The 18092-nt window shown below is 72.0% G+C and carries 13 protein-coding genes and 3 pseudogenes; 11 read left to right on the forward strand and 5 right to left on the reverse strand.

The window, feature by feature from the left end:
* Nucleotides 1-101 precede the first annotated feature (101 nt).
* Nucleotides 102-1124 carry a tRNA (adenosine(37)-N6)-threonylcarbamoyltransferase complex transferase subunit TsaD gene (gene tsaD, locus UG55_RS21010; protein WP_066072029.1) on the forward strand — a complete coding sequence of 341 codons (1023 nt, stop codon included), beginning with the start codon at nt 102-104 and terminating at the stop codon, nt 1122-1124.
* A gap of 116 nt (nt 1125-1240) precedes the next feature.
* Here tsaD and UG55_RS21015 read toward each other — a convergent pair.
* Together UG55_RS21015 and UG55_RS40865 are read right to left on the reverse strand one after the other, a co-directional pair.
* Nucleotides 1241-1778, reverse strand: a 538-nt coding sequence (locus UG55_RS21015; protein ID WP_242424880.1) for an FMN-dependent NADH-azoreductase, incomplete at its 5' end; no start/stop codon positions are given.
* Between the two features lies 1 nt (nt 1779).
* Nucleotides 1780-1879: pseudogene (locus UG55_RS40865) on the reverse strand (FMN-dependent NADH-azoreductase); the annotation flags it as partial.
* A gap of 518 nt (nt 1880-2397) precedes the next feature.
* On the opposite strand from UG55_RS40865, the gene UG55_RS46350 reads away from it, so the two are divergent.
* The 5 genes and pseudogenes from UG55_RS46350 to groL all read left to right on the forward strand — a co-directional run bounded on the left by UG55_RS46350 (nt 2398) and on the right by groL (nt 5436).
* Nucleotides 2398-2916: a MarR family transcriptional regulator gene (locus UG55_RS46350; protein WP_313954631.1), complete on the forward strand. Its 519-nt coding sequence runs from the start codon at nt 2398-2400 to the stop codon at nt 2914-2916.
* A 13-nt stretch (nt 2917-2929) separates the two neighbouring features.
* Nucleotides 2930-3205, forward strand: coding sequence for a hypothetical protein (locus tag UG55_RS21025; protein ID WP_242424881.1), 276 nt, complete (start codon nt 2930-2932; stop codon nt 3203-3205).
* 149 nt (nt 3206-3354) lie between these two features.
* Nucleotides 3355-3570, forward strand: a 216-nt coding sequence (locus tag UG55_RS21030) for a co-chaperone GroES (RefSeq protein WP_242424882.1), incomplete at its 3' end; no start/stop codon positions are given.
* 1 nt (nt 3571) lies between these two features.
* Nucleotides 3572-3663, forward strand: a pseudogene (locus UG55_RS40870) (co-chaperone GroES); the annotation flags it as partial.
* 123 nt (nt 3664-3786) lie between these two features.
* Nucleotides 3787-5436, forward strand: coding sequence for a chaperonin GroEL (gene groL, locus UG55_RS21035; protein ID WP_066072039.1), 1650 nt, complete (start codon nt 3787-3789; stop codon nt 5434-5436).
* A 498-nt stretch (nt 5437-5934) separates the two neighbouring features.
* Here groL and UG55_RS27695 read toward each other — a convergent pair whose 3' ends face one another.
* Nucleotides 5935-6267 (reverse strand): WhiB family transcriptional regulator, encoded by a 333-nt coding sequence (locus UG55_RS27695; RefSeq protein ID WP_018505082.1) that lies wholly within the window; start codon nt 6265-6267, stop codon nt 5935-5937.
* A gap of 674 nt (nt 6268-6941) precedes the next feature.
* On the reverse strand, nt 6942-7358 hold the full coding sequence (locus UG55_RS21040) for a DUF5319 domain-containing protein (RefSeq protein ID WP_066072042.1): 417 nt from the start codon (nt 7356-7358) through the stop codon (nt 6942-6944).
* Between the two features lie 728 nt (nt 7359-8086).
* Here UG55_RS21040 and UG55_RS40875 point away from each other — a divergent pair.
* From UG55_RS40875 to UG55_RS21065, 5 genes and pseudogenes are all read left to right on the forward strand, one after another.
* Nucleotides 8087-8448 (forward strand): IMP dehydrogenase (locus tag UG55_RS40875; RefSeq protein ID WP_242424887.1); only part of this gene is annotated, 362 nt, incomplete at its 3' end.
* Between the two features lies 1 nt (nt 8449).
* Nucleotides 8450-9568 (forward strand): annotated as a pseudogene (locus UG55_RS21045) (IMP dehydrogenase); the annotation flags it as partial.
* Between the two features lie 109 nt (nt 9569-9677).
* Nucleotides 9678-10808 (forward strand): GuaB3 family IMP dehydrogenase-related protein, encoded by a 1131-nt coding sequence (locus UG55_RS21050; RefSeq protein ID WP_066072048.1) that lies wholly within the window; start codon nt 9678-9680, stop codon nt 10806-10808.
* A gap of 119 nt (nt 10809-10927) precedes the next feature.
* Nucleotides 10928-12469: hypothetical protein (locus UG55_RS21055; RefSeq protein WP_206779397.1), on the forward strand; the 1542-nt coding region annotated here is incomplete at its 3' end.
* A gap of 3635 nt (nt 12470-16104) precedes the next feature.
* On the forward strand, nt 16105-17562 hold the full coding sequence (locus UG55_RS21065) for an ABC transporter substrate-binding protein (protein WP_242424884.1): 1458 nt from the start codon (nt 16105-16107) through the stop codon (nt 17560-17562).
* 136 nt (nt 17563-17698) lie between these two features.
* Here the strand turns inward: UG55_RS21065 and UG55_RS21070 are convergent.
* Nucleotides 17699-18092: ATP/GTP-binding protein (locus tag UG55_RS21070; RefSeq protein ID WP_199865208.1), on the reverse strand; the 394-nt coding region annotated here is incomplete at its 5' end.

Genomic DNA, 18092 nt, shown 5'->3' on the forward strand with positions numbered 1-18092 from the left:
TGATGACTCTGACTGCGGTGACTTGACTCTGTGGTGACTGTGACTGTGGGTGTTGCGGGTATGGGCGTGGCGGAAGGTGCCGCGGTAGTGGGAGACAGGGCATGACCGGCGCGGATCGTCCGCTGGTGCTCGGGATCGAGACATCGTGCGACGAGACCGGAGTGGGGCTCGTGCGTGGCGGGACGCTGATCGCCGACGCCCTCGCCTCCTCGGTCGACGAGCACGCCCGCTACGGCGGAGTCGTGCCCGAGATCGCGGCTCGCGCGCATCTGGAGGCGATGGTCCCGACCATCGAGCGTGCGCTGGACCGCGCGGGCCTGCGGCACCGCGATGTCGACGCGGTCGCGGTGACGGCGGGCCCGGGACTGGCCGGCGCGCTGCTAGTGGGGGTGGCGGCGGCGAAGGCCTACGCGCTGGCGCTCGGCGTCCCGCTGCATGGAGTGCATCATCTGGCCGCGCACGTCGCGGTCGACACTCTGGAGCACGGGCCGCTGCCACGCCCTTCGGTGGCGCTGCTGGTCTCCGGGGGGCACAGCTCCCTGCTGCTGGTTCCCGACCTGGCGACGGAACCGGTGGTGCCGTTGGGCGCCACCGTGGACGACGCCGCGGGTGAGGCCTACGACAAGGTGGCGCGCCTGCTCGGCATGCCTTTCCCCGGCGGGCCGCCGATCGACGCGGCGGCCCGCGAAGGTCGCGCGGACATCGCGTTCCCCCGGGCCAAGGCCGGTGACGGAACGTTCGACTTCTCCTTCTCCGGTCTCAAGACCGCCGTCGCCCGCTGGGTCGAGGCCCGGCGGCGGGCGGGGGAGCCGGTGCCGGTGGCGGACGTGGCGGCTTCCTTCCAGGAGGCGGTCGCGGACGTCCTGACCGCGAAGGCGGTCGCGGCCTGCCGGTCCCGGGGGGTCGACACGCTGGTGATCGGCGGCGGGGTCGCCGCGAACAGCCGGCTGCGGGCGCTCGCCGCGCAGCGCTGCGAGGCGGCCGGTATCACGCTGCGGGTGCCGCGGCCCGGTCTGTGTACCGACAACGGGGCGATGGTGGCCGCCCTCGGCTCGCTGCGGGTGGAGGCCGGCGTCGAGCCGTCCCCGCTCGACCTGCCGGCGACCTCCGCGCTGGCACTCTGAGCTCTGGGAGCCGGCGGGCCGCGGACTCGCCGCCGCGCCGGCTCCCGACGGCCCGGGCTCCCGACGGCCCGGGCTCCCGACGGCATCAGCTGTGGACGGCATCAGCCGCCCGGGGATCAGCTGCTGGCGGCACGGTCCCGGGCAGCCCTCTCGGCGGAGTCCCGGGATGCCTGGAAGAGATCGGTGAACTCGGCGAGCGCCGGGTTCACCGTCGACAGGGTCATCACGACGGTGATGAACTCGATGTTGTCGGCCCCCAGCGCCTCGAAGGCATGGCGCAGGTAGGGAACCTGGTGGTCCCAGCCCTCCTTGGGGGTGCCCGGCGCGTAGGAGCCGCCCTGGGCCGTCACCACGGTGACCTTCTTGCCGGCCAGGACGCCGTCGCCGGCCGAGCCGCTCGCGGTGCGTCCCATCACGATGATCTGGTCCAGCCACGCCTTGATCGTTGACGGGTACGCGAAGTTGTACATCGGGACGGAGATCACGTACTCGTCCGCCTTCTCGACCTCTGCGAGGTACTCCTCCCGGATCCGCACGGCCTCGGCCTGCTCGGGGGTGAGCTGCTCGGGCGGGACGTAGCCGCTGGAAACCAGCGTCCAGTTCAGGTGCGGCGGCGGGCTGGCGGCCAGGTCGCGGTGCGTGACCGTGCCCTGCNGGTTGTGCTCGCGCCAGGTCTCGACATAGCTCGCGGCGATGCTCCGGGAGACCGATCCCTCGGGCGCGAAGCTGGAGTCGACGTGGAGCAGGTTGGACATGGAGTTCTCCTTGATGACCAGAGCGTGGCGGATGACCAGAGCGTGGCGGTGGTGGCGGCAGGCCGTCGGCTGCTGCGTGCCGGCGGCCGGAGACAGCCGGCTGAGGCACGACGGCGATCGAACCGCCTCGGGTTAAGCGCTCCTGCAGATGGTCTCTTGAAAAAATAATCTGTGTCAACACCTATCTCCTGGGNAGACTAGTTCGTGATGATCGGATAGCGGAGGGACCGGGGTACTGTGTGAGCGTGGAGCGGCCGTTGAGCGATGCCTCCGCGACGCCTCCCNCGGCCACCGGGCGGCGGCCCGCGGAGCAGGCTCCGGCGCGGCCGGGCGCGGATGGCTCCGCCTGTGTGGCCACCCCCGGAGGGGCCGTGGGCCTGCCGGAGGACCTGTGCCACGACCTGACGTGGATCGTCGGTCAGATCCACCACGGCTACCTGGCTGCCTCGCTTGCCGCGGTCGGCGGGTTCCCCGGTGGCCTGAAGGGCTTCTACGTGCTCGGCGCGGCGGTCGAAGGCGTGGCCCACAACCAGATCGAGGTGGCCCGCCGGTTCGGCATCGACCGAACCGTGATGGTGCGGCTGGTCGACGAGATGGAGCGGGCCGGGCTGGTCAGGCGGCGCCCGGCCCCGACCGACCGGCGGGCCAGAATGATCGTCCCCACGGAGTTGGGGATCCGGGCGCACCAGCGGGCGCGGGACGCGCTTCGCACCGTCGACGACCATGTTCTGGCTCCGCTGTCACCCGCGGAGCGGGAGGCGTTCGCCGCCATGGCGCACCGTGTCTCCGAGCATCTGGTCGCGATGGACCCGACGCGGGGCGCGGCTGCCTGCGTCGCCGCGGAGGAGACGCTGAACGTCGTGGCGGCGGCGGCCGGTGCCTGCGGGGTCGCCGCGGAGGGCGGTGCCGGGGCGTGCGCCGGCGATGAGTCTGTCGGCGATGGGTCTGTCGGCGGTGCGGCGGCGGCCGGTGGTCGGGGGGGCGGCGACGCTTCCGGGCCGGCCGACGTCTCGCGGCGCGCCACCGGGCGTCGCTGACGGGGAGTTCGGCATGCGCGCGACGACCTGGATGTGGGAGGCGAGGGCGGCGCCCGGCCGGGTCGGCGACCTGGAACGCTGGGCCCACGAGGCGACCCGTGGGCGGGAGGCCGAGATCTATCTGGGTCGAGGGGCCGCCGCGGATCTGGTGGTGATCCTGCTGCACGTCGGTGCCGGGGGAGCCGCGGGTGCCGAGGCGGCCGGTCCGCCGCTCCCGGACCCCCCTGACGGGCTTGTCACGGGCCTGGCGAGGGCCTGGGAGTTCGGTCGGGCTCGAAGTCCGTCTTGACAGATCCGACCTTCTTGGTTGACGTCAGGGGTGCGGGTGCTAGGTTGGCACTCGGCACCCGCGAGTGCCAGCGACAGGCGCCTGTTCACCCGCGACGGCAGGCCGCCAGGGTCGCTCTCTCATCCAGCGAAGGAAGGGGGAGGTCGATCGTGACGACCACCGCCACCAAGGTTGCAATCAAGCCGCTCGAGGACCGGATCGTCGTCCAGCCCTCGGACGCCGAGACCACCACCGCGTCCGGCATCGTGATTCCGGACACGGCCAAGGAGAAGCCCCAGGAGGGCACCGTCCTCGCTGTCGGCCCCGGTCGGTTCGAGGACGGCAAGCGCGTCCCGCTCGACGTCAAGGTCGGGGACGTTGTGCTCNACAGCAAGTACGGCGGCACCGAGGTCAAGTACTCCGGTGAGGAGTACCTGGTCCTCTCCGCCCGCGACGTTCTGGCGATCATCGAGAAGTAGGCTGGTCGCCGGCAGTAGCGGGCGGGGCGTGTCCCACCGGTGGTCCCCGGTGTCCACCGGGGCCACGGTGGGGCGCGCCCTCCTTGTTTCGGCCAGGCAGCCGTGTCGGAGGGACACGCAGGTATGCCCAAGATTCTGACGTTCAACGAGGACGCGCGCCGCTCGCTTGAGCGCGGCGTGAACGCCCTCGCGGACGCGGTCAAGGTGACGATCGGCCCGCGCGGCCGCAACGTCGTCATCAGCAAGTCGTACGGCGCGCCGACGATCACCAACGACGGTGTGACGATCGCGCGTGAGGTCGAGCTGGACGACCCCTACCAGAACCTGGGGGCGCAGCTCGCCAAGGAGGTCGCCACCAAGACCAACGACGTCGCCGGTGACGGCACCACCACGGCGACGGTGCTGGCCCAGGAGATGGTGCGCCAGGGCCTCAAGCAGGTGACGGCGGGTGCCTCCCCGCTGTCGCTCAAGGTCGGCATCGAGGCGGCCGTGGAGGCCGTCTCGGCCGAGCTGCTGAAAGCGGCGATCGAGATCGGCTCCAAGGAGACGATCGCCCAGGTCGCGGCCATCTCCGCGCAGGACGCGCAGGTCGGCGAGCTCATCGCCGAGGCGATGGACAAGATCGGCAAGGATGGTGTGATCACCATCGAGGAGAGCCAGACCATGGGTCTGGACCTCGAGCTCACCGAGGGCATGCAGTTCGACAAGGGCTACATCTCGCCCTACTTCGTGACTGACCAGGAGAGCATGGAGGCGGTCCTTGAGGACGCCTACGTGCTGCTGCACCCCGGGAAGATCAGCGCCCTCAACGAGATCCTGCCGATCCTCGAGCAGGTCGTGCAGGAGCGCAAGCCGCTGCTGATCATCGCCGAGGACGTCGAGGGCGAGGCGCTGTCGACCCTCGTCGTCAACGCGGTGCGCAAGACCTTCCAGGTGGTCGCGGTGAAGGCCCCCGGCTTCGGGGACCGTCGCAAGGCGATGCTGCAGGACCTCGCGGTTCTCACCGGTGGCCAGGTCGTCGCCGCCGAGGTGGGCCTCAAGCTCGACTCGATCACGCTCGCCGAGCTGGGCCGGGCCCGTCGGATCGTCGTGGACAAGGACACCACGACGATCGTCGACGGTGCCGGCGACGCTGACGCGACCAGCGAGCGGGTGCGGCAGATCAAGCAGGAGATCGAGCTCTCGGACTCCGACTGGGACCGCGAGAAGCTCCAGGAGCGCCTGGCCAAGCTCGCCGGCGGTGTCGCGGTCATCCGCGTCGGCGCCGCGACCGAGGTCGAGCTCAAGGAGAAGAAGCACCGCCTGGAGGACGCCGTCTCGGCGACCCGGGCCGCTGTCGAGGAAGGCATCGTGGCGGGTGGCGGCACCGCGCTCGTCCACGCGGCGTCCGTCCTCGAGGACGGCCTCGGCCTCACCGGCGACGAGCGCTCCGGCGTGCGGATCGTGCGCCAGGCGCTCGACGCTCCGCTGACCTGGATCGCCCGCAACGCCGGTCTTGAGGGCGCTGTGATCGTCTCCAAGGTCCGTGAAAGCAAGTCGGGCGAGGGTTTCAACGCGGCGACGGGTGAGTACGGCGACCTGATCGCCGCCGGCGTCGTCGACCCGGTCAAGGTCACCCGCTCCGCGGTGGCCAACGCCGCGTCCATCGCCGCGCTGCTCATCACCACCGAGAGCCTGGTGGCGGAGAAGCCGGCGGAGGCGGAGGAGGCCGGTGGTCACTCCCACTCCCACGGTGGGCACGGCCACTCGCACTCGCACGGCCCGGGCTTCTGATCCGGTACGGCAGGCGCGGGGGCGACTCGCTGCCCTCGCGGCCGAGGTAGCGCCCCTCGGGGCGGCAGTGGTGACGCAGACGAGGCCCGGTCGGTATCCGTACCGACCGGGCCTCGTCCTGTCTCCGCCGCCCGGGCCCACTGCGCGGCCACCGCGTGGACGTCGGGCGCCAGCCGGGCCGGGCACCTGACTCTGGATCATGAGGCGGTCACCCGTCGCGGGTGGTCGCCGGGGATGGGTGGACATCTCCCTGTACGGGCGCATCAGTCAGCCACCGGTCCCGGCGCCGGTGCGCCGGCGGGCGGGGAGCCGGCAGCCGCTGTCAGCCGCTGTCAGGGCGGTGGAAACGCGGCTGTCGGGCGATTCCGCTGGCGTTTCAGGCGCGTGTGGGTACGCCCCGCGACGGGCGGTGCTGCCCCACCAACGCGAAATCCCCGGGCCNGTCCCCAGGTAGGGAACAGACCCGGGGATCTGGTCACCCGGTCGTCCGCGCGGCTGTCAGCAGGCCGGAGCGAGACCGGGCCGTGCGGGAGCGTGCCGTGCCGCTCCCCGACGGGTGCGTCCCGTCAGCACAGCCTCCCGTTCGGACTCGCTCATACCACCCCAGACGCCGTATGGTTCCCGTGCGGCCAGGGCGTGTTCCCCGCAGGCCCGGATCACCGGACAACGCGCGCAGATCGCCTTCGCCGCGGCTTCCCTGGCGGCCCGGGCCGGGCCGCGTTCCCCCTCCGGGTGGAAGAAGAGCTCGGTGCTCTCGCCTCGGCAGGCGCCGTGGAGCTGCCACTCCCACTTCTCCGCGCCGGGGCCTGGAAGTCGTCGGACGTCGGTCATAGGCCTGACCCCCCTTTCGACCTGAGCGGCTGGCGCCGCGACTACCCGGTCACCGTAGCCGCCCGCCATCGACTGGAGATCTTGGAATTTCACCCGGTCGACCGGCGCCGTCTCCCCGCGCGGGCCCGCTCTGTCCGGCGACGTGGCGAGCGGGCAGGAGCGCGGGGATGTCCTCCACCGTTGACGAACCACGCCCCGGGCCCGCGTGCTCGGGCTGGCGTACGGGACGGCGCGACCAGGGTGATCCATGGACGTCCGACCGCCGGCACCGGCAGGCGCCCGAGCATCGTTGACATGGGCTCTCGGCGTTCCGCCGGTAGGTTCGGCCTACCCGCCACCCGTGCGGTAACACGAGCCGGCAACGGAATTTCCGGGGTACGCGGGACATCGGGGTCTCGCCGGCGGAGGTCACGCCGGGCAGCGCCCGACCCGGGGGAGCGTCCCGCGCCTTCTGACGGGCCGACGACGGCACGCGGACCTGCGGGACGACGGCACGCGGACCGCGTAGACGGTGCGCAGACTGAGTGGCGGTGCGCAGGCTGAGCGGCGGCGCGCACGCTGGTTCCTCGCGGGGCGCGCACGCTCGTTCCTCGCCCGGCGGGCGGGCGGGGTGAAATAGGCGGGGCGGCCCGGGAGGGGCCGCCGGTTTCAGCGTCGGCTGGTGGTCGCGCCGGTCACCTGGTGTCGGCCTCCGAGGCCGCTGAGGCCTCGTACGCGCCGTCCGCGAAGCCGCGAGCGTAGTCCCAGCTCACGTAGCAGGCGGGATCCGGTGCGTAGGCGGGTTCGTGCACCCGGGTGCGACCCTCGTCAAGCAGGTGTCGCAGATTCCCGGCAAGCAGATCCCAGTCGAAGTAGTGCGGCTCGGCGCACCCCTCGCAGTCGACGACAAGTCCCCGGTAGCCACGCGGTTCGAGCAGCGTCCGGAAGACGTCGAGGTCGCCCAGCTCGGCGATGATCTCTTCGCGCTCGCGGAGGGACAGCGGTTCAAGCAGGTCCAGGTCCTCGGCGGAGTCGAGCTGCGCGAGCTCGGCCGCCGGGTCCTCGGGGTCGCCCGCGAAGGGGTCGAGGGGCTCGTTGCTCACGAGGAACACGCTACGCTTGTAGCCCCAGCTTAGTGGTCCCGATACCGAGTCCGGCACTGACGTGCGGGGCATTCGTCCAAGATGCCCCAATCTGTCCGATCCTGGTCGGCTCCCCGTGGTAGTGCCGCAGCGTGCCTGATGTGTCCCCGGCGGGTCGCCTTCCATGGTCCGTGCTCGGCCCGCCTGTTGTCGGGCTCCNTCTCGCGTCAATTCTGATACGCGGCCGGACCCCTTGTGGTACTGGCGCGTTGTTCCGATGTTGTTGCATGCGGACTTCTACGGGGCGTCCACGGAAGGTGGGCCGCGCGGGCCGGCCGCCCCCCGGGGCGCCTTCGCCGGCCTGTGGCCTGCGTGGTGCTCTCGGTCACGCGGAGCCGGTCGGCGTTGTTGTCGGGCCTCTACGATGGACCCATCACCGTTGCCCGACCGGCGGGCCGCGCACAGCGCAGCATGCTCGATACGTCTGCCCCCTGAGATGTCTGCCCGAAGTGGGTCGGCTCGCCTGGCAGCCGGGCGCGGGATCCCCACGCGCCGCGGGGAAGCCACCGCCGGTGCCGGGCCGACGCGAACGGGAAGGTGCCATGGACGGTTCCGCCGCCACTCCGACAACCTCGATCACGCGCGCGGCCGGAGAACCCGACCTCGAAGCCGCATCCGGTGCGGCCGCTGCCCGCTTCGCCACCGGTACCGCCGGTTCACCCGGCGCCGAGGGGACGGCCCTCCCGCCGAAGCTCGCGATGCTCGGCCTGACGTTCGACGACGTGCTGCTCCTGCCGGCGGAGTCCGACGTCGTTCCGGCGTCCGTGGACACGACCACCCGGCTGTCCCGCCATATCTCCCTGTCCATCCCGCTGGTGTCGTCCGCGATGGACACGGTGACCGAGGCGCGGATGGCGATCGCCATGGCCCGCCAGGGCGGCGTCGGGGTGCTGCACCGCAACCTCTCGGTCGACGACCAGGCACAGCAGGTCGACATGGTGAAGCGGTCGGAGTCGGGCATGATCACGGCTCCGATCACCTGCGGGCCGGAGGCCACGATCGAGGAAGCGAACGTGCTGATGGCGCGTTACCGCATCTCGGGCGTGCCGGTGACCCAGCCNGACGGCCTGCTGCTGGGAATCGTCACAAACCGTGACATCCGTTTCGAGCGGGACCACGAGCGCCGCGTCCGGGACGTGATGACCCCGATGCCGCTCGTCACCGCGCCGGTCGGCGTCTCCGCGGACGAGGCACTGGGTCTGCTGCGGCACAACAAGATCGAGAAGCTGCCGATCGTTGACGGTGCGGGCCGGCTTCGCGGGCTGATCACGGTGAAGGACTTCACCAAGCGTGAGCAGTACCCGCACGCCACCAAGGACGCGGACGGGCGCCTCACGGTCGGTGCCGCCGTCGGTGTCGGCGAGGACGCGTTCAAACGTGCCCAGGTTCTCGTCGCCGCGGGTGTGGACTTCCTCGTCGTCGACACGGCGCACGGCCATCACCGGGCGGTGCCCGACATGATCGCCCGGATCAAGGCGGAGATGCCGGCGGGCGTCGACGGCCGGCCGCTGGATGTCATCGGCGGCAACGTGGCGACCGCCGCCGGTGCGGCCGCCCTGGTCGCCGCCGGTGCCGATGCCGTCAAGGTCGGGGTGGGGCCGGGCTCCATCTGCACCACCAGGATCGTGTCCGGCGTTGGTGTTCCGCAGGTCACGGCGATCTACGAGGCGGCACGCGCCGCGCGGGCGGCCGGCGTTCCGGTGATCGGGGACGGGGGCCTGCAGTACTCCGGCGACATCGCCAAGGCGATCGCGGTCGGGGCTGACACGGTCATGCTCGGCAGCCTGCTCGCCGGCGTCGACGAGAGTCCCGGCGAGCTCATCTTCATCAACGGCAAGCAGTACAAGTCCTATCGCGGGATGGGTTCCCTCGGCGCGATGCGCAGCCGGGGCGGCAACCGCTCCTACTCCAAGGACCGCTACTTCCAGGACGACGTCCTCTCCGACGACAAGCTCGTTCCCGAAGGAGTGGAAGGGCAGGTCCCCTACCGGGGCTCGCTCGCGGGCATGGCACATCAGCTCATCGGTGGGCTGCGCGCGGCCATGGGCTACACCGGGTCGGCGACGGTTCGCGATCTCCAGGAGAACAGCCAGCTCGTGCGGATCACGTCTGCCGGACTCACCGAAAGCCACGCGCATGACGTGCAGATGACCGTCGAGGCACCGAACTACACCCGCTGAGCCGCGGGCGTCCCGCGCCGCGGCTCGCTTCCGTGCTCGTCCGGGCCTGGCAGCGGTCTGGTAGGGATGGTCGACAGAACTTCGCGGGTTGACCAGGAGGCCGTACACGGTGGCTGACGTCGAGATCGGTATCGGGAAGAACGCGCGGGTCGCCTATGGGCTGGACGCCGTGGGCATCGTTCCGTCGCGGCGCACCCGCGACCCAGCCGACGTGTCGCTCGGTTGGGAGATCGATGCCTACCGCTTCGACCTCCCGATCGTCGCGGCCGCGGCCGACGCGGTCACCTCGCCGGCGTCCGCGATCGCCATGGGACGTCTCGGCGGGCTCGGGGTGCTGCACCTGGAGGGCCTGTGGACCCGCCATGAGGACCCGGAGCCGCTGATCGCCCAGGTGGCGGAACTCGGCGCGGAGGCCGGGGCGGAGGCGGCGACCAGGCGCCTGCGTGAGCTCTACGCGGCCCCGGTGCAGCCCGAGCTCATCGGCGCCCGCCTGCTCCAGCTGCGGGAGGCGGGCGTCGTCACCGCCGCCGCGCTGCGGCCGCAGAAACTCCGCTCGCTGTGTCCGTACGTCGTGGCGGCCGGGGTCGACCTGCTGGTCGTCCATGGCACGGCGGTGTCGGCGGAGCACCTGTCCCGGCGCACGGAACCGCTCAATCTGAAGCAGTTCATAGGACAGCTCGACATCCCGGTGCTGGTCGGAGGATGCGCGTCCTTCTCCACGGCGCTGCATCTGATGCGGACGGGTGCCGCCGGGGTGATCGTCGGCGTCGGTGGCGGCCTGGGAGACGACACCGCCTCGACCCTCGGAATTGGTGTCCCGCTCGCGACGGCGATCGCGGACGCGGCCGGCGCGCGGATGCGTTACCTCGACGAATCCGGCGGCCGCTACGTCCACGTGATCGCGCACGGCGACCTGCGCACCGGCGGGGACGTGGCGAAGGCCGTGGCCTGCGGAGCCGACGCCGTGATGGTGGATTCGCTGCTCGCGCAGGCGGTCGACTCTCCCGGTCGGGGGTCGTCCTGGTCGATGGAGATCCTGCATTCCGACCTGCCGCGCGGGCGCTGGTCGCCGGCACCGGCCTCGCGGTCCGTGGCGGAGATCCTCACCGGTGGCGAAGGCGGCGGCGAGGACGGTGTGGCGAACATCGCGGGGGCACTGCGTGCGGCGATGGCCACAACGGGCTACGCGACGTTGAAGGAGTTCCAGAAGGCGGAGATCATGATCGCCGCGGGGGGCTGAGCGGGGCGTGTCCGGCCGGCCGGCGGCGCCCGGCTATCCAGTGGCGGACCCGGGCGCCCTCCGCGCTGGTCCGTCGTGGCACCCTGGGAGCCGTCCGTCTCCGGACCGAAGGATGACTGATGCGCCTCGACGAGAACGGCCGCTGGGTAAGCGACGACGGCGCCTATGTCTGGGACGAACCTGCCCAGACCTGGCGGCTCGTGAATGCCGCGCCTCGGTCAGACGTGCCCGCGGGCGCTTCCTCGAACCCGGGCGCTCCCGCCGCGTCCGGGTATGCGGACGTCCCCTCAGGGTGGGTCGCCTCGGAACGGGGGGCGGCCGGGAGCGGTCCGGCCGGGAGTAGTTCCGCGGGAGCCGCGGCCGCGGCTCCCGGTGGGCCGGCCGCCCGTGAGTCCCTCGGTGCCTGGACGCCCTCCGAGGCCGGCCCGTCGGGCCCGTCGGATCCGTTCGGGGTCACCGCCCGCGGCTCGGTGCCGACCGGCCCGATCTTCACGGGTGAGGCATACACCGGTCCGACCCGCGCCGCCTCGACCTTCTCGGGCTACCAGACCGGCCCGTACCCGGCCGCCACCGACACCCGGCGCGGCGGCGCGCAGACCGCCGCTCCAGGCGCTGCCACCGCCGCGGTCGCCCCCGCCGTCGCGCATCCCGAGGTGGCGAACACTCGCGACCCGGCGAGTCCGCACAACCCCGCGAGTCCGCACAACCCCGCGGGCGTCGCCGGTCCACTGGGCGCGCCGAGTGCCGGCCGGGTCCGAGTCGACACCGCCGGCACCGACCTGCTCCGCATCGGGCGGGTGGGCGCGGATCCCGTCGGGGGCGCCGCGGAGAACACCGATCCCATCGCGGTGCCCGGCCCGGGCCATGGCGGTGTGACCGACCCTGGCTGGGCATCATCGGACGGCCCTCCGGACCCCGCCGAGAGGACTGCGGGAATTCCCAGGCGTACCGCACACGGGTGGCTGCCTTCGGTAACCGGGCCGGTCGTGGTTCCGAGTGCGGCCGGTGGCATGGAGGACGACGACCGGGGTTCCGAATCCGACGGCCGGTACGGGGCTGTGGGGAAACCCACCCGCGGGACCAGGGCTGATCGCGGTGCCGCGGGTCGTCGCCCCGACACCGGCCGCGCGCGGGCCGCCGGGCGCGGGGTGGATCCCGGACCTGATACCCCGGCCGCACTGGATCCCGCCGAACCCGGGCTGTTCGACCGTGATCGGGACCGGGACCGGGACCGTGACCCCGACGGGCCGCCGCCCCGGGCACGCAGGCCACGTCCGGCGGGGGTGCTCGACCCGAGCCCGGTGGCGGGGTCGGCCCAGCCTGCCGGCCTGGGGACGGGCGTTGACACCTTCGACGGCGGCTATCCCGGTGGGGGTGGCCGTGCGAGCGGGCCGACTGCCAGGGCCGGCACCGGTGGTCTGCCGGCCAGGATCATCGCGGTGCTGCGCCGGCCGACGGCGATCGCCGTCGCGACCGCGATCGTTCTCGTGGTCGCGCTCGGGGTGGCTGGCTTCCTCGTCCTGGGTGGTGACGACGGAACGACCACGGCCGCGGACTCCGCGGTCGCGGAAGGTCGATACGACACCACCGTCCGTCAGAACTACATCGACGCGTGTCTCGGTGTGAGCGACGGCAACGAGCGCTACTGCACCTGCACCCTGNAGAAACTCGAGGATCAGTACACCCAGGAGCAGTACCTGGCCTTCAACCGGGACGTCAAGTCCGAGGACTCCCAGCGCATCGTGCGCGAGATCTACACGGCCTGCCGTAATCTCCGGTGAGAGTGTCCGTGTACAGTGTGATGATCCCGTTTACGGCTGGTTCATGCTTTGTCGGCCGGCTCGGCGGTTCAGCGTTGGGCCGCGAGAACGGTCGTGGCCACATCCGCGGTCGCAGTCATGGCCTCACCGACGAGGGCGGTCGATGAGCGAAGTCGATGAGGCGGCGACGGCGGAACGCGCGCTTGGCGCCGGACCACGCGGGCCCAACCATCGTGGCGGCAGGCGGGTGATTGATCCGTGACAGCACACAGCACGGACCGGCCATCCGGCGGTCGTCGTGACGACGATTTCTTCGCCGTCGAACGGGTCGGGGAGCCGGAGGAGACGACCTCCTACCGGCAGGCCTCGACAGTCGACGTCGGCTGGGACGTGACGCCGCGACCGGCCTTCGACCTGGACGTGACCGGCGGAGGCCCGCCGGTGGGTGGTCCGGCCGGCGCGCCGCCGGGCGGCCCGCTCGGCGGCCCGGCGGGTGGCCTGGTCGTCGACGGCCCGGTGATCAGCGCTGGCCCGCCGGCAGGCGGCGACGTCGTGGTCGGAGGCCACGCGGCGCAGGGCGCGGATCCCTTCGACGTGAGCTCCACCTGGGGCGGCCCGGCCCCGTTCGTCGGCGGCCCGGGGGTTGACGTGGGCACCGCCCGGGGCATTCCCGGTCCGCAGCGGCTGCCGGTGGACCCGACTCCGCCACCGCGCTACCCGACCGAGCAAAGGCCGGTTCCGGGTGATCGTCCGATTGGGCTGGACACCGGATCGGTGCGCATCGGCGGCCCGGACCACGGCGCGGCGCCATCGGCCTGGCGTACGACNGGTGACCGCGCGCTCCCGCCCGGAGGCCTCACCGGTCAGCCGGCTGCCGGAAATCCACCGGAGACCTTCAACCTGCCGGGAAGCGGCATCCCCGCTGGCCCAGGTAACCCGGCTGGTCCAGGTAACCCAGCCGGTCCAGGAAGCCCACACGGCTCCGGGAACCCGCATGGGGGCGTCAACCCGGCCACCGGCAGTTTCCTGCTTCCGTCGGCGTATCCCGCGGGCCCCGGAGCACCGTCGCAGCCTCCGGACAGCCCCCGGCGAGGGGTGCCCCTGCGCCCGGACCAGACGGGCGGTTTCCCGCGCCCCTACCAGACCGGCGGCCTGCCTCGCCCGGACCAGACGGGTGGCTTCCCCCGGCCTGCCCTCGACGGCAGCCCGGTCCGCCCGGACCAGGCGGGAAACACGGGAGCAAGGTCCGTCGATCCCTGGAACGGGCATTCCACCGGCAGCGGGCAGCAGATGGGGGCCTCGCTGCCGCCGCGTACCGGCCCGCCGACCGGTAACCAGGCGCGACCACCGCGCGACGGCCACCAGGGGCGGGCCGAGGGTCCGCAGACAGGGCACAGCCTGCCGGCGAGCCCCGACCCGTACGGCGCGCTCGGCACGGATGCCGGCTATCGCCTCGGCGGGCCGAGCGGAGCCACCTCAGGACACGGCGCCGTCCTCCCGGCCGACCCCCGGGTGACGGGAAGGCCGGGCACGGTCGAGGCCCGCAACGCTCTCCCCGCGCCAGGCTCGCCCTCCGGCCCCTGGCCTTCGGTACCGCCGGGCTCCGGACCGCAGGCCTCCGGACCGAGCTCCGGACCGCAGGCCTCCGGGTGGCGGGCCCCGCACGATTCCCAGGCATTCCCGGTGGATCGCCGCCGCGGTGAACCCGGGCTGCCGGGAAACGATCCGCTGTCCGGACCGCTGCCGGCACCGGGGCCACCCGCGGCTCCCGGGCACCCCGGCCAGGTCCATCACAACGGGCCCTCCGGGCCATGGCGTGCCCAGCAGGCACGTCCGGCGATCGAGGACACCATCACCACGGCACGGCCCTCCTTCGGTGGGACGGCGGGTGTTCCGGCTCTGCCCGCGGGTCGCTCCGCCGGCGCCGGGGAGCCCCCGGCGGGTCCGGGTCCGGGCCTGTCGCCGTCCGATCCGGGCGCGGGTGGCGGCGTCGGCAAGGGCACCGGCCCACGCGCGGCTGTGAATCCGGCCCAGCGGCCGGGGCGGGAGCGGCGCCCCGAGAGCGCGGTCGAGATGACCTCGTTGGTGACCCGTCGGGGCCGCGGGGACGCCGCCACCGACCGCGGCGACGACTCCGGCTGGCAGCCGTCCCGTTCGGTTCGCCGGACAGGTGCGCGTGGAGTGCCCGCCGACCGCCGACGCACCCCGAACCCGGTGACCGACACCGACAGCCTGCAGGCCGTCTCCGGGCCGTCGCCACGGCGCGGCGGGAGTACCCGGCGGCCCGATGAGGATCGGGACGAGGCCGCCTCGACCGGGCGCCTCCGCGGGACCCGGGCGAACAGAGCCGCGGCAGGCATGCCCGCAGCCGAGGACCCGCGGCCGCAGGCGAGGCGCTCCGCCGCGCGCGGTGCGGGCCGGGCCGGCCGGACGGGCGGGGACACCGAGGAACCGGGTTCGGCTGTCAGCCCACGTGCCGTCGGTCCCGACAGCCGAAACGGCAGCGGTCCTGGCCTGAGCGGCCGGAATGGTGCCAGCCGGACGAGTGCCGCCCGCGGCAGCGCCGGCCGGGATGGTGCTGGCCGCGATGGTGCTGGCCGCGACGGTGCTGGCCGCGATGGAGCCGGGCGAGCTGGCGGTGGGTCGGGTCGTGGCAGCCAGGCGGAGCGCCGGGGTACCCGGGCGGTCGGCGTGCTGGTGGAGCCCGAGGCCCTCGAGGAGGAGCTGGAGGACCAGAGCCCGCCGCCGGACTCGTTCTCCTGGCTCAAACACGGCTGGATAGGACCGCTGGGTATTGCGCTGGTGGTTTCCCTGCTGGTCGTGGGCCTGTACACGATGCTGGTCGGCGGAGATGAGGGAGAGGCGCCGCAAGGTGGCTCGGTCGCGACCCCGACCAGCCAGGCCTCGGTGGTCCCGGTCACCCAGGAGGCCCTCGAAGGCAAGGCCCTGATCAACGGAACCTGGCGGTGTCGGCTGTACCAGGACAACGGAACCGTCGGTGACCTGCTTCCTGATGTTCTGATTGTCGACCCGGCGGGGTTGACATATCGATGGAACGACACCCAGGGGGCGTACACCATATCGCCGTCAGAGGGTGATGTTCCTGGCACCACGATCGCCCGCGTCCAGTTCACGAGTGGTCCACTCGAGGGTGTGGCGGCGGACAGCGTCGTTCGTGGAACGGGCACCAGCCCGGAGGGAACGCTCAACCTTCACGCCGCNCAGAACCTGCCGGCTCGCGCCTGCTACGTGAACTAGTCGCCGGATAGGCCCGGGCGTCGCCAGCCTGGTCCGGATCGTGAAGTGTGCGCTTTGCGGGAATGTGGCGGGCAGCCCGGGCGAGTGGTGCGGACGATCGTCATCAGCGTGCCGGATCGAACTCGCTGCGCTGCGTGAGGACTTACCGCGAGAAGCCAGACATAAAGGGCCGCAGATCAATCTGATGTTCGCGGCCCGGGTACCGGGAGCGGACCCGGTGAATAGCATTTTTCGGCCATGGGGCAGGATCGTGTCTCATGTTCCGGTCTGACCGTGTTTTGGGTATCAGGCAGCGGCGCACCGCCCAGGAGGTCGCCAGCCACGGGGGGGCCAGCCGCCCTGGTCCGGTCGGGCCGGACCAGGGCGCGGCGCCCGTCGATCCGGCGGCACCACGGGTGGAGACGCGCCCCGAGGGCTGGCGGTTGGTCGACCGTCGCGGCCTGCTCAAGGCGGCGGGGATGGCGGCGGTCGCCGCACCCGCGGCCGGCCTGCTGGCGGCCTGCGGCGGCGGTTCCGGCGGGGGTGGCGCCCGCAAGGTGCGAATCGGCCTGGTCAGCCCCCGCACGGGCGCGCTGCGGAACTTCGCCTATGTGGACAACTTCGTCGTCGGAACCATGAAGGGCCTGTTCGCCGACGGCATGCGGGTCGGGGTGAACACTCTCCCGGTCGAGATCTTCGTGCGGGACGGGCAGTCCGACCGCAACCGGGCCGCCGCCGCCGCCACCGACCTGATCTTCGCCGACAAGGTCGACATCGTCCTGGTCAGCGGCACCGCGGACAACGTGAACCCGGTCTCCGACATCTGCGAGGCGCAGGGCGTTCCCTGCATTTCGACCTCCGTCCCCTGGGAAGCCTGGTTCTACGGCCGCGGCGGCAACCCGGAGAAGTCCTTCACCTGGACGCACCACCTCTACTGGGGTATGAGCGACATCCGGTCGGCGTACCGGTCGATGTGGCGGGCGCTCGACGTCCCGCGCACGGTCGCCCTGCTGCTTCCCGACGACCAGGAGGGCGACGCCTTCGCGAACACGTCCTACGGGCTGCCCAAGCTCGCGGAGGACGGGTTCGACGTCCTCGGTGGGGGGGCGCCGTTCCGCTACGCGGTGGGCAGCGGCGCGTTCAACGATCTGATGCGCAACGTCGTCGACCGCAGGATCTCGATAGTTGCCGGGACGCCCAATATCGCCGACTTCTCGGCCTTCTGGAAGCTGCTGAACGAGGAGAACTACCGCCCGCATGTGGTGACCCTTTCCAAGGCGCTCACCTTTCCGACGGACGTCGGCGATCTCGGGCTGGCCGCGAACGGCTTCACGACCGAGGTGGGGTGGTCGCCGAAGTCGCAGTTCCGCAGCTCACTCACGAACCGATCGGCGGAGGAGCTCGTCAACGAGTACCGCCTGGAGGAGGGGCGGGTCTGGTCCCAGCCTCTCGGCTTCACCCACGCGTTGTTCGAGATCGTTGAGCAGGCCCTCATGAGCGTCGACTCCATCGACGACCGGCAGGCGGTACGCGAGGCGATCTCGAAGGTGGAGGCGCGCACGATCGTCGGCGACATCTCCTTCGCCGGTGACCCAGCGAAGGGGATTCCCCGGAACGTGGCGACTGTTCCGCTGGCGGGCGGGCGGTGGACGCAGGAAGGCAACAACGGCTTCAACCTGCGCATCGTCGACCAGAACGGGCTCAACGTCAGCCCCGAGACGCAGATGGTCGACCTCCAGAGCATTTCCGCCGGGTGACCCCCGGGGGCCGGCGGCCGAGCAGGCCGGCCGCCGGCCCCCCGGTCGACCCCGGCGCAGACGAAGGCGGGGGGGGCTCCGGACTCGGAGCCCCCCCCGCCTTCGTCTGCACCGGAAGCCGGTTGGGCGGCTCTTTTCAGGTACGAGCCGCCGCGCGCGACATCGTGTGCTCCACGACGGCGATCAGCGCGCTCTTGGTCGAGTCGCGGTTTCGGGCGTCGCAGGTGATGATCGGCACGGCCTGGCTGATCTGCAGGGCCTCCCGGACATCCTCGATGGAATGCCGCAGGATGCCGTCGAAGCAGTTCACTCCGACGACGAACGGTAGTTGGCGCTGTTCGAAGTAGTCGACGGCGGCGAAGCAGTCCGCGAGGCGCCGGGTGTCCGCCAGCACGATCGCGCCGATGGCGCCGCGAACGATGTCGTCCCACATGAACCAGAACCGGTACTGCCCGGGCGTCCCGAACAGATAGAGGATCAGATCCTCGTCCAGGGAGACACGGCCGAAGTCCATCGCCACGGTCGTGGTG

The organism is Frankia sp. EI5c, assembly GCF_001636565.1.
Classification (GTDB): domain Bacteria; phylum Actinomycetota; class Actinomycetes; order Frankiales; family Frankiaceae; genus Parafrankia.